This is a genomic window from Plectonema cf. radiosum LEGE 06105 (genome assembly GCF_015207665.1).
GTDB lineage: Bacteria > Cyanobacteriota > Cyanobacteriia > Cyanobacteriales > Nostocaceae > Rivularia > Rivularia radiosa_A.
Genome location: NZ_JADEWL010000059.1, coordinates 26,224 through 39,801 on the forward strand (window position 1 = coordinate 26,224; position 13,578 = coordinate 39,801).

The window sequence follows — 13,578 nt, forward strand, 5'->3', positions numbered from 1 at the left end:
ATTCAACTTTTTTCGCCTCCAAAGAGTCGCCGTGCAATTAAGGTTATGGTTATAATTACTGTTGCTAAAAGGAAAGCTAAAGCCGCTGCATATCCCATTTGCAAGTTACGAAATACTGCTTGATATATCAATAAAACTAAGGTTAAAGTAGCGTTATTCGGTCCACCAGTTCCGTTGGAAAAAATATAAGATTGGTCAAATAATTGAAAGGTACTGATGATTCCCATTGCAATCACAAAAAAAGTGACGGGTTTAAGGATGGGAATAGTAATATTAATAAATTTGTGCCATCCATTGGCACCGTCTAATTCTGCTGCTTCGTAAAGGTAATTGGGTATATCTTGCAAAGCTGCCAAATAAATCACCATGAAAAACGGTGCTGTTGACCAAATATTCATAATCATAATTGCTTTGAGGGCAACTGCGGGATCTCCCAACCAGTTATATGTAGGAAGTCCAATCACACTCAAAAAATCGTTGAGTAGCCCATTGGTGTTGTATATCCACATGAATATCAACGTCAACACTGCCGAAGAAGTAACTGTGGGTAAAAAGAAAAGAACCCGCCACCAACTTTTACCGCGAATGCCAGAATTGAGGCTGACAGCTAAGAATAAAGCCAGTACAGTTTGTGAAGGTACCACGATTGCCACATATTCGGCTGTATTTTTCATCGCAATCCAAACCCGTTCGTCTTCTATTAATTGGCTGAAATTACGAAAACCAACAAATTCGTATTCAATACCCCCAAGAAGCTGTACTTTTTGTAGGGAAAGAAATACAGCGTAAAGTATGGGTAGTATCACAAAAGTACCCAAAACCAAAATAGTTGGTATCAAGAAAAGATATCCAGCTAAATTTTCTGTTGTACGAACCGTAGTTTTGGGATGCCGACTAGTTATTTGCTGCAACTTGAGTCAACCTTTTATTTGTGCATCACACAAAATTGTAGCGATAAGCGATGCATATTAATAGTTAGGAGTTAGGAGTTTTGAGTTAGGAGTTTTGAGTTTTGAGTTTTGAGTTTTGAGTTTTGAGTTGGGAGTTGGGAGTTAATACCACCGGAGTTCATTAGACATCTCCGAAAAAGAATGTAGAGACGCGAAATTTCGCGTCTCTACAAGGTTTCTGGATGACGCATATTTAATTTCCACCAGATGTCTATTTAGTAAAACGAACGATTTTGTAGTTCTGCTTGGGGTGTAAAGCCTTTTTGTTGTAAGCAAGTTTTGAATTCAATTTCTGATTCGCTTAATTTGGGGGTGTCTGTAACGTCAAATATCCTTTCTAATTGGTCGTTTTTCATTTCTGATAAAGCATTTGCAAATCTACTGCTTGCATCTTGATTTTGAATGGTAAGTTTTGCGGGTAAGCAAGTGGCGATCGCCTGAATGCGTTTGTTGTTTTCAGTAGCACTTATTACTCTAGTGGATGTATCAGCGGCTTGGGCGTATGGTACAATTACTAACCAGATTGTTAGGACTAGCAAGCTGCACAGAAAATAATTTCCTATTTGCTTTAAGATATTATTAAAGTTAATCATTGTGTTTTTTGACCTAATTTAATTGATTATTTGGTTAATTTACTTGATTTTCAAGTAAACAGAATTTAGCTACAGATAAATAAAGTTCATGGGTTTTAAGCTTTATCATACAAAAGATTCGTTTCTATATTTACATCAAGAGTTTTTCCACTATTTATAAAATTGAGTAGTATTTACTTAGCTTGATTTTGATTGTGTTAATTTGAGGGTAAATTGTAATGTCAGCGCCTATCATATCATCAGAAGAAGACGTAAATTCCAAAAAATTTCCAAATTCTACTTATAAAACTCAGAAAAAAGCAAAGTCCTTACCTTCAGGGTTAATTATCAAGCTGGGAAAATTTGTCTGGACTACGATGTGGCAAATCATGATGTCCAAGCTTGCACCGAGTAATTCTTCGGGAGAATATATCCGTCCTTCAAGTCAGTTTCGTAATTCCATCAGCAGTTTAGAAAATAATCTTTATCAACCAGAATCAGGACGTTATCGCTTATATGTAGGTTTAGGATGTCCCTGGGCTCATCGAACTTTGGTTGTGAGAACGTTGAAAGGACTTGAAGATGCTATAGAAGTATCGATTGTGTATCCTTCACCCGATCAAGGAATTTGGGTTTTGAGTCATCCAGAGCAAAATTGTCGCACTCTTCCGGAAATATATCAAATTGCACAACCGGGTTATCAAGGACGCTGTACGGTTCCAGTATTGTGGGATAAGCAAACAAAAACGATAGTCAATAATGAAAGTGCGGAGATTATTGTGATGTTAAATTCCCAACTAAATGAATTTGCAAATAATCCCCAACTTAATCTTTACCCAGAAGAATTAAAAGCAGAAATAGAACAGTGGAACGAAAAAATATATCATGCTGTGAATAACGGCGTTTATCGCTGCGGTTTTGCTCAAACTCAAGAAGCTTATAATAAATGTTGCGATCAACTATTCACAGTTTTAGATGAAATTAATCAAAGGTTAGAAAATAATAGATATTTATGTGGGGAAAAATTAACCTTAGCAGACGTGCGTTTATTCACTACTTTGTTTCGTTTTGATGTAGTGTATTACAGTTTATTCAAATGTAATCGTCGCAGAATTGTAGATTATAAAAATTTAGGCGCTTATTTAAGGGATTTGTATCAACTCCCCGGAATAGCACAAACTTGCGATTTAGAAAGCGTGAAGCAGGATTATTATGGAAATTTGTTTCCACTGAATCCAGGGGGTATAATTCCTAGTGATCCGGATATTTCTTATTTATTGGAACCTCACGATAGAGAAAAGGTTAAAGGTTAAAGGTTAAAGGTCAAAGGGAACGGAACCATTACGAATCACTCAATTAACTGTCCACTGTCCACTGTCCACTGTCAACTGTGTGAATGTGAATTGTATTTGTAGGTAAATGAACACACACGTAAAAAAAAATATACTACCTTTATGGAGTGTCTTTGTGGAAAGTAAGGAAGATTTTACGGGATGGATGGATTGTCTTTTTCTTGGGGAAGAAAAGTTTTAACTGTTTGCGTGCGTGTATTAACTGCTCTTACTATTGCTTTTGCCGTAATATTATTAGTTTACCGATTTGAAAACTGGTCATCTGTGAATTGCGATAATCCCGAATCGATTTGCTCTCAAGTATTTTCGGTGGTTAAAGTAAAATACGTTCAGGGTTTTAGTATATTAACCGCAGCATTTTTATATGTTTTAGAAAGTCCAGAACGGATCAGAACAAGAATATATGAAGCATGGCAAGTAATTGATAATGCTGCTGCTGCTAATGTGTCAACTAGTTATGCGAGAATTCGAGCGCTAGAGTTTTTAAAAGATTATAGTATTTCTCTGGAACGATTAAATCTGGAAAAAACGGATTTACAACAGATAAATCTGAGTCAAGTGAATTTGAAAAATGCAAATCTTAGTTGTGCTGACCTTAAAGGAGCTAAGTTTAAAGGTGTTAACCTTTCTTCTGCTAATCTTAGTGATGCTGATGCAACAAATGCAATTTTCAAAGGGGCTAAATTTAACAATGCTAATCTTGAAGGTGCTAATTTTAACAATGCAGACCTCAGAGGTGTAAACTTTAGCAGTGCGAACCTCAGAAGTACTAGTCTTAGAGGTGCGCTTTTGGAAAATGCTATTTTTAAAGATGCTGACCTTAAAGGTAGTTTGTACAACGAAAATACTAAATTTCCTGAAGATTTTAATCCCGATGATTATCAAATGTATCGCATTTCTGCCGATGCGAATCTTAAAGATGCTAATCTGAGGGATACTAACCTTAGTGATGCCATTCTTAAAGGTGCAGACCTGAGTAATGCAGACCTTAGAAATGCAAACCTTCGAGGTGTAGACCTTAGAGATGCTAAACTGATCGGGGCGAATCTTAGAGGTGCTGACCTTCAAGATGCCAAACTTGCTGGAGCGCAACTCAAAGGCAGTTTATACAATGAAAAAACTAAATTTTCTCGCAATTTTACACCAGGTAATCATCAGATGTACCTGATTTCTCCTAACGCGAATCTCCAAGATGCTGACTTAGCTAATGCTCATCTGGGTGGAGCCCATCTTGCTAATGCTAATTTGAGAGATACTAATCTAACTCGTGCTAATCTCCGAGGTTCCAATCTTAGCAATGCAGACCTTAGAGGTGCAACTTTGACTAGTGCGAATCTTCGGGGTACCGACTTGATTCGTGCAGACCTTAGAGGAGCATATCTTAAAGCTTGTTTGTATGACGAGAAAACTAAGTTTCCCCAAAATTTTTCGATTAATAGTGTTAAAGCTTATTTGATTGCTCCTAATGCTAATCTTAGTGATGCCAATCTTCGCCATGCAAACCTCAAAGATGCAGACCTTAGTGGTGCGGATTTAACTAATGCAAAACTTAATAGTGCCGACCTCAGAAATGCAAATCTCACTAATGCTAACCTTGATGGTGCCAATATTAGAAATGCTAACATTAGTGGTACTAACTTAACTAATGCTCAGAACTTGACCGCAGAACAAGTTAAATCCGCTGCTAATTGGGATAAAGCAATATACGATGAAGATTTTTTGGTAGTACTGGGTTTACCGTTGGAAGAATAAGCTCAACGGTGAAGAATTCAGCAGCAGCTAAAACACGAATTACTTCATCAATTAAAAAAACTACCTTCACTTTGGACAAGTAGTTATTTTGTAAGCACGGCAAGTAATATTAGCAGCGAGGCATTCAGAAGAATAAAACAATTATTAGCTATCAATTATCAATTAATGTTTGAAATATTGGCTATAATTCCTTAACTGCCTTAAATCCTTTCTTATTGATCATGAATTGGAATCAACTGTTACAGCCCGATTTAATTCTAGAAGATTCTATATTAAATCTGACACCAGAAATTATTCAGCAATACGAACTCAAGGGACTGGTTTTAGATGTAGATGAAACTTTGGTTCCGGTAACTGTAGCCTTCGCTTCTAACGAATTGCTCGACTGGGTAAATCAAATTCGTCCTTTGGTAAAGATTTGGTTGGTAAGTAACAACATCAGCGAAAACCGAATTGGTTCCATTGCTCGTTCCCTTAACTTACCTTATTACCTGGGTGCGGTTAAACCTTCACGACGTAAGATTAAACAAGCACTAGAGCAAATGGACTTACCTGCACATCAAGTTGCCATGGTTGGCGATCGCCTTTTTACTGATATCATCGTCGGTAATCGCTTGGGTATGTTTTCCGTGTTGGTTGAACCAATTATCCACCCCGATGCGGCAATGCGTTCTCACCCTATACGTAATTTTGAAGTGTTGATATCGGAAATTCTTGGAGCCTCTATTAGTCCGAAAAAACGTCGAGTTAAAAATCTCGATAACCCTTAAAAGTCAAAAATATAAAAAAATTATTAAAAAATAAAAGTAACCTATCTAACAGATGTAAATATATATATAGATAAATCGGAGTCAGCCAAATAAAGACTCTGAACATAATAAATAAAATACCTTTATGTAAAACGTCAACCTTCACTTGATAGAGGGATTGGCGTTTTACGCTTTTAGTTAGTTGTTGCGAATCCAATTGCTGTTATCTTGTCTTTTATCTTGAGACCAAAGAAATTTCTGGACAAGTAACTAAACTACTCCCAAAACGCTCTATAATTACCAATGGATAATTGACAATTGATAATTATTAATTTATTGGTAACAGCGGCTCTCCTTTCCAGGAGAAAAAGAAAATATTTTTTCAGCTTTAACAATCCTCTTGATTAATCAACAATTAATCATCAATTATTCAACCATCTCTCGCTATCTCTTTCCTCTGTGTACTCTGCGTCTCTGCGGTTTTTGAAATCGACAATCTCCTGCTGATTCGTGAGTAATAAAAAAAATGAGTAAAACAATTGTTGTTAAAATCGGTACTTCTAGCTTAACTCGTCCCGAAACCGGACATTTAGCACTTTCTACAATTGCGAGTTTGGCTGAAACCCTTTGTAATTTGAGACGCAATGATTATAAAGTAATTTTAGTTTCCTCTGGTGCAGTGGGTGTAGGCTGTGGGAGAATGGGTTTAAAGGAACGTCCAAAAGCAATTGGAGTTAAACAAGCAGTTGCAGCAGTTGGTCAAGGAAGACTAATGCGGATTTATGACGATTTTTTTACCAGTTTACAACAACCCATAGCTCAGGTTTTGCTTACTCGTACCGACTTAGTACAGCGCAGCCGCTATCTGAATATTTACAATACTTTTCAAGAATTATTAAAACTGGGTGTAATTCCAGTAGTTAATGAAAACGATACTGTAGCGGTAGAAGAACTCAAATTCGGCGATAACGATACTTTATCAGCTTTAGTAGCTAGTTTAGTACGGGCAGATTGGTTATTTTTGCTTACAGATGTAGATCGACTTTATTCAGCCGATCCTCGTTTAGTCCCCGATGCTCAACCGATCGCCTTAGTAAGCAGCATCGAAGAATTGACTAGCTTTGTCGAAACAGGTTCATCCGGTTCCCAATGGGGTACGGGTGGGATGACAACAAAAATTTCGGCTGCCAGAATTGCTACCGCTGCTGGTGTCAGAACAGTAATTACCGAAGGTAAACAACCCTCGAATATAGAAAAAATATTACAAGGTGAATCTATCGGTACGCAGTTTGAACCACAACCGGAACCAACTTCAGCCCGTAAAGGATGGATAGCATACGGATTAGTTCCAGAAGGTAAATTATATTTGGATGCAGGTGCAGTAATTGCTATTTCTAATGGGGGAAAATCGCTTTTAGCTGCTGGAATTACAGCAGTAGAAGGAGAATTTGAGCAAAATGAAGCGGTGCAATTGTGTAATAACCATGGTAGAGAAATTGCCAGAGGTTTGGTTAATTATAATAGCAGTGAACTAAAAAAAATACGTGGACGACGTTCAAGTGAAATTCCAGAAATATTAGGTTATGAAGGTGTAGAAACAGTGGTACATCGGGATAATTTGGTGTTGATTTAATTTAATTGAATTTAATTGAATTTAATTGAATTTAAAAAACATTAGCAAAAGTATTATTGAGAAAATCTCAGAATTTACGCAAGTGAATTTGAAAGTTATTCACTAATATATAGGGGCTATATCTGTACAACTTACTTAGGGTAGATGTGAGTGTAACTCATTAAAGATTAAATTATCTTTTGTAGCTTTTTCATAGCACTAATGCTTACTCAACAAAGTTTAAAAGATGTCTTTTATTGCCCAGAAGAATCTGAATTCTACTCTCAATGCATTAAAGAATTAGTGCTGAAACAATGCAATAAATCTGAAATTATTGCGGAATTTGGTTCTGGTGATGGTTCCCCAGTGATTAATTGTTTACTTGAAACAAAATTCCAAGGTAAGATATATGGATTTGAATTAAACGATTCAGCTTACGAAGTAGCTAAATCCAACCTTCGGAAGTACGAATTAGAGAGTAGATACACAGTTAAAAATCAAAGTTTTTTTAGTTCCTTGATACCTAATGCCCAATATCTGATATCAAACCCACCATATCTTCCTGCAATAGATAATAAAATTTATCAGCCTTTATTGCACGGTGGTATTGATGGTTCAGAAATTGCCAGAAAACTTCTGTCTTTAAATTATGAAAATGTATTGCTGATGGTGTCTAGCTATTCTAATCCCCAAGGATTAATTGAATATGCAATATCGAATGGTTATTCTACTGGAAATTTTATCATTTCGCCTTTAAATTTTGGCTATTACAGTTCCGAACCAAAAGTTAAAAGCGCTATTGGGGAAATGCAAAAAAAAGCGATGGCTTTTTATTCAGAAAACATCTATCTTTTGGCTGGAGTTTTATTCACTCGGAATCAAATGGCGGTTGATTTATCTGCGGAATTAATTCAGATAATGACTTCGCTTTGACTACAAAAATTATAGAAGTCGGGTTTTTATAAAGGTTATCTGAGATTACAGATATTTCTCCTAAAAACCCGACTTCCCACTTTTATAAAGGTTATCTGAATGCAATTATGTGTGATTCATAAATCTTGTAAAGACGCGATACTATGAGCGTCTCTACATTTTTAATTGATACCACGATTCAGCAACGCCAAGCAATTTTATCGGCTTGTTTTACTACTTGCGTAACCGCTTTCCCAGCACGAGAACTTAACAACTTTTGTTGTTCATAACCAAGCAACATTTCCCAAGCATCTGAAGGATATTTATCGACAAGGGGTAATGCGACATCATCTAACATCCATTTTCCATGTAGTTCGTCTACTTTAATATGAATATCCCAGTAACTCATGGCTTCTGTTGATAATCCGAGTCGCTTTCCTGCTGCTTGATAGGGACGAAATCCCGATGGTACAGAAAGTTCACCGTATAAAAGTCCACCGATGTAACGCAGAAAATCACGTTTGCGTTCGGTAAGCACAAAGCTATGATTGATTATTGCTAATAATTGCCAAGGAACTAAATCAAAGTATGCTTCCGGCTGAGTTTCCATTCCTAATTGTTCAAGCATTGTTGTAAAGTGAGACGAATGCTTGCGACTAAGACGACCTCCACCGTATTCTTCTATTAATAACCGCGTTAATACAGCATGAATTTCGTTACCTACACCACCGAGAGTTCGAGAAAGTTGACTCGCTTCCACTAATCCATCGAGAGAACCAATTGCTACCAAACAACGATAACCACTCATAGTCAATTGATCACGGTAATATAGATTATCTTCGGATAAAGGTGGTTCTATATCGGCTGCAACTCTTTCGCGTAAAGCCTGTTTGATATCTATTCCTTTAAAGGATTCTACATTCAGTTGGGCTATTTCCCATTGTTGCCAAACTGATTCAATTCGATTCCGTAGCTTTTGCAGGTAAAAAGAATCTTCGTTGATGTAGCTTTTTAAATCATCGTACCAAAACAGCTTCAACCGATTGATGTGATAGAGTATCCTTTGCAAAAATAAATGGGCGGCATCATTCCCTGTTGCTGTTTGATAAGCTATTGCGATAGCAAAGTTAATAGTTTTTTCAATATTACTTACTACTGAATGCAATTCATCTACAAATTGATCTAAATCTTTCTGCTTCAATAGTTCGATAAACTGTTTTTCAGCTTCATCGTATTTGATAGCTGTTGTTTGTGTGTCAACGATTGGAAGTGCAGTATTGCTATGCATTGCAAATCTTTCTCCTTTTGCTGCAAAATCCCATTTATTATTCTATAAATCAGATTCTATAAATAAGGGCTTATCCCAGGGTGAAGCGAGCTGATAAATGTCCAAGTTGCCATGTATGTTCCAGCATACAAATTGGTATAATCAGCATTGCTATCTGCAACAAACCAGTCGGGTATACTTTTTTGCTGTCTAATTCTTTGATCTAAGCCGGTAAGTAATGAAATATTCTCATAAACTATATTGCCGCGAGCCTTTTCTACCATTGATTCAACCGACTTTTGCAACAATTCGGCACGAGCAAATAAGGTATGAAAAGGATGATTACCGTAAGCAAAAGGCACAATAATAATTAAGTAACCCCGTTCGCTGAGCAAATTTTGTAAACAAAATTCAATGATTTCTTGGTCGTCTTTTTTTTCTAAAGTATTTTTATCGGTGCTGTGAAATAACAACCCAGCAAGAACAATTGCATCAAATTTTTGGTTTTTTTCAACCATTTGAGGCAATTTTACCGATAAATCCGCAGTTACAAACTTCCTTTGAGGAAAAAGCTTTAAACAACGTTCAATTGCTAACTCACTGTGGTCAATACCTAGATAATCGCAATGCTCTGGTAAATACTTACATAAAGCTGCATTTCCACATCCCAAATCTAATAAAGAAAATGATTCTGGAAAAGCGTCATTTAAAAAACAAACGGTTGGTTTATATCGGGGTGTATTTTCAGATGACTCTAAATAAGAATAATAATCATCTTGAAAACGTTCTTCTTCAGATGTATTTCGATCTGGTGGGGCTTGTTGCATGAGGATTATTATTGATCAACAAAGTTATTATTAAACATTCCTCAAGGAATTTTATCGTCCAAAAGCATTAGTAATGTTGCGGGATATTTAGTCAAAAATTCTGGCGATTATACCTCTTTAGATGCATGACAAATTGAGACCTTTGAGGAATATAATGCATTGCCCTCAGTGAGAATACACTTTACCTGAAAATTATTCAGGTCTGAATAAAATATATTTTCAGAAGTTTTTCCGAAATTTTCAATAAGATTAATGAATATTAAGTCAGTATGGGATATTTATATGGTTGCAAGAAAAAGTTGGTAGCGAACAAGATTTTGTTACCAATTAAAATTGAAGACTGCGTGCATCGCTGATAAATAAGCATTTGAGTTTATGATTACACGCAATCATTTTTTTGAATCAGCTTCCAACTATTAAAGTGCTTCTGGTGGAGCAATATCGGAACCGATAGTAATACCCGCATTGCTAGACTTAATACCTGGTTTGGCTGTGTTCTCTTTGTACTTGAATGATTCGGAGACTTCTGAAGCAGGAGTTACTTCTGTATTTATGGCTTTTTCAGCATTGCTTTGTTGCTGGGATATTATAGATAATCCTCCAACTGCACCAGCAACCAGCGCTGTGTAACCAACATACAAATGCATCGGGCTTATATCCAGTCCAATTCTGGGAATTTTATTATCCGATTCAAACAATGAAGGAACAAGAGCTTCTTTTGTTTCTGATGTTGGTAGAGATGCAGCTAAAACAGTACCATTAAATCCTAAAGCATTTCCCATCACTCGGATAAAACCCCGAACATACACATCTGCTGGTAAGGATTCCATATCACCCCTTTCCACAGCTTCCATCTGATGTATGGGAATATGAGTATACATATGTAGATCGCTCAGACAAAAACCTCGGGACTCTCTAGCTTGTTTTAATTGTTGACCGATTTCGCGAAACTTTTCTAGACGCTGCTCAACTCTAGTTTGCTTGGCGATTTCTGCTTTAGAAGGTTTTCCAGATTTGAACCAGTTAAAAGCAGTTGTATTTTTGGAGCTATCGACTACTGTTGTTGGCTTTGATGGCTGTTCTTTTACAATACTAGTAGTTGGGGATGGATTGACTGGGGAACGCCCCACAGCTCCCGCTTGCAACGGCGGTGTACCGCTGACAATTGTCAAGCACTCAGATAAGTCGTTAGTTGATTGAACGGGTGATGTTTCAATTTTTGGTTCAATTTTCTCTTCAACTTCTGGGGTGGTATCTGTAATCGTTTGATTGTGTAATGAAAGCTGACGAAATGCCACACCAATCGCTTCTCTTCCAACCGCTTTAAATAACAGCTTCGCTTGTTCCGATGAAGGACCTAACAATTTTTGTACTGTTGCCAAAGCACGACGATAGACCTTACTGTTGTGTAGTTCTGTTTCTATTTCACTTAATAGCGATCGCAATTCGTCTTGAGAAATTTCAATCGCGGGTTGTCCGGGAACTGATAATGAGTACATTGATGACATGACCATAATTACGGGATGATGAAGGGTAGTTAAGCTTTGAAAGTAAATTTACCTGTGTAATTTCTTCTAACCTTTCTTGACATTTCCGGATTGTTGCGTATAAACCCTACATCCTTTTGGGAAAATAATCATCAAGATTTTTAAACTCAGCTTCTCGCTGGTTAATCTAGTTTTTATAAGTATTTATTTGTTCCTGATTTCTACAAAGTTATTGGTATTACTACCGTTGAAAGTAATTTATCAATCTTTTGTTTATTCATGAAATGTATAAAAATCAGCTTCTAATATACTTAACAAAAAATCAATGCGTTGATTGAAACTATTAATTATTAATTTATACTAAGCCATTAACTGAAATACTAATTTAAATGGTGTATTGAATATAATTATTTTATACTATCTATAAATATTACCTAGGAAGGATGACAAGTTATGATATAAATTATCTTAGTCTGATTTTCGTTTCGATTATTTGAATCACATATTTATATCCAAGATATGAAAAAATTATCAAAATTAACCATCTGACAACAAGCACAATAACATCTACCATTAGGAATAATTTAGTGGTTCATGCATTAGTTTTGCGGGGTGGGTACCTAATCCGCCAGGGACTGTAAATCCCTGTCTAATAGCGAAAGTCCGACTAATTAGGACTAAAGTAATACCCCTCATAATCAATGTGGTGGATTACTAGTATTCGACCACATAAGTTATAAGGGGTAATGGGTTTGTAGTGGGAGCTTCTAGCTCCCTGGTAGTAGCTAGCGAGCTTTTCGGTATGCCCCTCCGGGGCAGGCTACGCCAACGCACTACCTCAACCCCTCATAATCAATGTGGTGGATTACTAATATTGTGAGTTTGAATATCACATTAGATTTTCACCTCTGAAACTATAGATAAAAAATCCATAATTAATTGTAACCATGTAGAAGAATAGATGTTTACTTGCTGCTGAGTAAAGATAAGGTAATAAAGAGGTTTCATAACTGCTATCTCAATTTTCTAATATTTGAGAATTTTAGTGTAGAGTTGCCCTATGCTCTAGTAAAACATAAAGCCTACATCGATAAATAAGGTGTTTGAGATTACAAGATAATTGTCCCTATGGACATAAATACATTTTTGATGCCCTGTGGTTCGATTAAATAGCCTTGCAATAAAAATGTATTATCATAAAATAATTTTTCATTACTTTGTCTAAAAAGTTGTATAAAATACATCTTTTGCAGTAATTTCTCTGTTGAATGTAATACATCAAAAACTATCGGGAGATGACAGTGAAGCCTTTAAACGAAGAGCAAAGGGAGAAACTTAAAGAAATAACTAACAAACTCAGACAAGTACGAGAAGAAAAATCTATACATATAGAAGAAATAGCAGCGAAAATACTTGTCCGACCTGTTTTTTTAAGTGCTTTAGAAGAAGGAAGATTTGAGGAATTACCGGAAGCAGTTTACATTCAAGGATTTATCCGTCGTTATGGGGATGTTTTAGGACTTGATGGTACTGCATTAGGGCAGGAATTTGGGAATATTGCTTGTCCTCCACCAATACCGCAGGAAAATAATAATTCAAGCAATAAGGCAAATATATATATACCTCTAGCCGTACCTTATATTTTATTGATAATTGGTGCTTCTTTAGGGCTATTTTATTTACTTAGTCCCAAACCAGCAGAGCAAGCTGTTAGTCAAAGTCAATATTCATCAAATGTTTCGGAAGAAAAAAACCTACCGGAATCAAAAACTTCATCCTCAGCAGCAGTTCCCAAGCCGACACCAACACCAACACCAACACCAACACCGATTGAAGGTGTGAAAGTTAGTTTAGATATACAAGATGAATCCTGGGTAAGAGTAACAACTGATGAGAAAAAAGTATTTGAAGGAACCTTACAAAAAGGAGACAAAAAAAGTTTTACTGCCAAAGAAAAACTAACTATACGTTCCGGTAATCCCGCTGCGGTAATGATTGCAGTAAATCAAAATCAACCTGTTCCTCTTGGTTCTGATAATAATCCAAAAACTGCTACCTATACATCTGAAGGTGTGGATTAGGAGATGGGGGGATGGGG

11 protein-coding genes are annotated in these 13,578 nt (G+C 36.3%); 6 read left to right on the forward strand and 5 right to left on the reverse strand.

From position 1 onward, the window contains the following. Nucleotides 1–2: 2 nt before the first annotated feature. Together IQ247_RS17525 and IQ247_RS17530 are read right to left on the reverse strand one after the other, a co-directional pair. Entirely contained in the window at nucleotides 3–911 is a 909-nt protein-coding gene (locus IQ247_RS17525; protein WP_193922213.1) for a carbohydrate ABC transporter permease, read from the reverse strand. Between the two features lie 254 nt (nucleotides 912–1,165). Continuing rightward, nucleotides 1,166–1,543 carry a hypothetical protein gene (locus IQ247_RS17530; RefSeq protein ID WP_228059829.1) on the reverse strand — a complete coding sequence of 126 codons (378 nt, stop codon included), beginning with the start codon at nucleotides 1,541–1,543 and terminating at the stop codon, nucleotides 1,166–1,168. Between the two features lie 356 nt (nucleotides 1,544–1,899). Here IQ247_RS17530 and IQ247_RS17535 point away from each other — a divergent pair, with 356 nt between their 5' ends. The 5 genes from IQ247_RS17535 to IQ247_RS17560 all read left to right on the forward strand — a co-directional run bounded on the left by IQ247_RS17535 (nucleotide 1,900) and on the right by IQ247_RS17560 (nucleotide 7,920). Further along, entirely contained in the window at nucleotides 1,900–2,835 is a 936-nt protein-coding gene (locus IQ247_RS17535; RefSeq protein WP_322745521.1) for a glutathione S-transferase family protein, read from the forward strand. Nucleotides 2,836–3,015: 180 nt separating this feature from the next. Then, complete coding sequence (locus tag IQ247_RS17540) at nucleotides 3,016–4,626, forward strand: pentapeptide repeat-containing protein (RefSeq protein WP_193922215.1); 1,611 nt, start codon at nucleotides 3,016–3,018, stop codon at nucleotides 4,624–4,626. A 221-nt stretch (nucleotides 4,627–4,847) separates the two neighbouring features. Beyond that, complete coding sequence (locus tag IQ247_RS17550; protein WP_193922216.1) at nucleotides 4,848–5,396, forward strand: YqeG family HAD IIIA-type phosphatase; 549 nt, start codon at nucleotides 4,848–4,850, stop codon at nucleotides 5,394–5,396. A 505-nt stretch (nucleotides 5,397–5,901) separates the two neighbouring features. Beyond that, nucleotides 5,902–7,008 carry a glutamate 5-kinase gene (gene proB / locus IQ247_RS17555; protein ID WP_193922217.1) on the forward strand — a complete coding sequence of 369 codons (1,107 nt, stop codon included), beginning with the start codon at nucleotides 5,902–5,904 and terminating at the stop codon, nucleotides 7,006–7,008. 201 nt (nucleotides 7,009–7,209) lie between these two features. Beyond that, nucleotides 7,210–7,920: a class I SAM-dependent methyltransferase gene (locus IQ247_RS17560; protein ID WP_193922218.1), complete on the forward strand. Its 711-nt coding sequence runs from the start codon at nucleotides 7,210–7,212 to the stop codon at nucleotides 7,918–7,920. Between the two features lie 178 nt (nucleotides 7,921–8,098). Here the strand turns inward: IQ247_RS17560 and IQ247_RS17565 are convergent, their stop codons facing one another. The 3 genes from IQ247_RS17565 to IQ247_RS17575 all read right to left on the reverse strand — a co-directional run bounded on the left by IQ247_RS17565 (nucleotide 8,099) and on the right by IQ247_RS17575 (nucleotide 11,501). Then, complete coding sequence (locus tag IQ247_RS17565; RefSeq protein WP_193922220.1) at nucleotides 8,099–9,187, reverse strand: iron-containing redox enzyme family protein; 1,089 nt, start codon at nucleotides 9,185–9,187, stop codon at nucleotides 8,099–8,101. 56 nt (nucleotides 9,188–9,243) lie between these two features. Next, nucleotides 9,244–9,993, reverse strand: coding sequence for a class I SAM-dependent methyltransferase (locus IQ247_RS17570; protein ID WP_228059830.1), 750 nt, complete (start codon nucleotides 9,991–9,993; stop codon nucleotides 9,244–9,246). 416 nt (nucleotides 9,994–10,409) lie between these two features. Continuing rightward, nucleotides 10,410–11,501: a helix-turn-helix domain-containing protein gene (locus IQ247_RS17575; RefSeq protein ID WP_228059831.1), complete on the reverse strand. Its 1,092-nt coding sequence runs from the start codon at nucleotides 11,499–11,501 to the stop codon at nucleotides 10,410–10,412. A gap of 1,274 nt (nucleotides 11,502–12,775) precedes the next feature. Between IQ247_RS17575 and IQ247_RS17580 the strand changes: the two genes are divergently transcribed. Then, nucleotides 12,776–13,561: a helix-turn-helix domain-containing protein gene (locus tag IQ247_RS17580; protein WP_193922224.1), complete on the forward strand. Its 786-nt coding sequence runs from the start codon at nucleotides 12,776–12,778 to the stop codon at nucleotides 13,559–13,561. Nucleotides 13,562–13,578: the final 17 nt, after the last annotated feature.

Bases quoted from the DNA above. Each gene is read 5' to 3' on its own strand.
- IQ247_RS17570 (WP_228059830.1), bottom strand. From the start codon at position 9,993: ATGCAACAAGCCCCACCAGATCGAAATACATCTGAAGAAGAACGTTTT.
- IQ247_RS17580 (WP_193922224.1), top strand. From the start codon at position 12,776: ATGACAGTGAAGCCTTTAAACGAAGAGCAAAGGGAGAAACTTAAAGAA.
- IQ247_RS17540 (WP_193922215.1), top strand. From the start codon at position 3,016: ATGGATGGATTGTCTTTTTCTTGGGGAAGAAAAGTTTTAACTGTTTGC.
- IQ247_RS17530 (WP_228059829.1), bottom strand. From the start codon at position 1,543: ATGATTAACTTTAATAATATCTTAAAGCAAATAGGAAATTATTTTCTG.
- IQ247_RS17550 (WP_193922216.1), top strand. From the start codon at position 4,848: ATGAATTGGAATCAACTGTTACAGCCCGATTTAATTCTAGAAGATTCT.
- IQ247_RS17535 (WP_322745521.1), top strand. From the start codon at position 1,900: ATGTGGCAAATCATGATGTCCAAGCTTGCACCGAGTAATTCTTCGGGA.
- IQ247_RS17575 (WP_228059831.1), bottom strand. From the start codon at position 11,501: ATGTCATCAATGTACTCATTATCAGTTCCCGGACAACCCGCGATTGAA.
- proB (WP_193922217.1), top strand. From the start codon at position 5,902: ATGAGTAAAACAATTGTTGTTAAAATCGGTACTTCTAGCTTAACTCGT.
- IQ247_RS17560 (WP_193922218.1), top strand. From the start codon at position 7,210: ATGCTTACTCAACAAAGTTTAAAAGATGTCTTTTATTGCCCAGAAGAA.
- IQ247_RS17565 (WP_193922220.1), bottom strand. From the start codon at position 9,187: ATGCATAGCAATACTGCACTTCCAATCGTTGACACACAAACAACAGCT.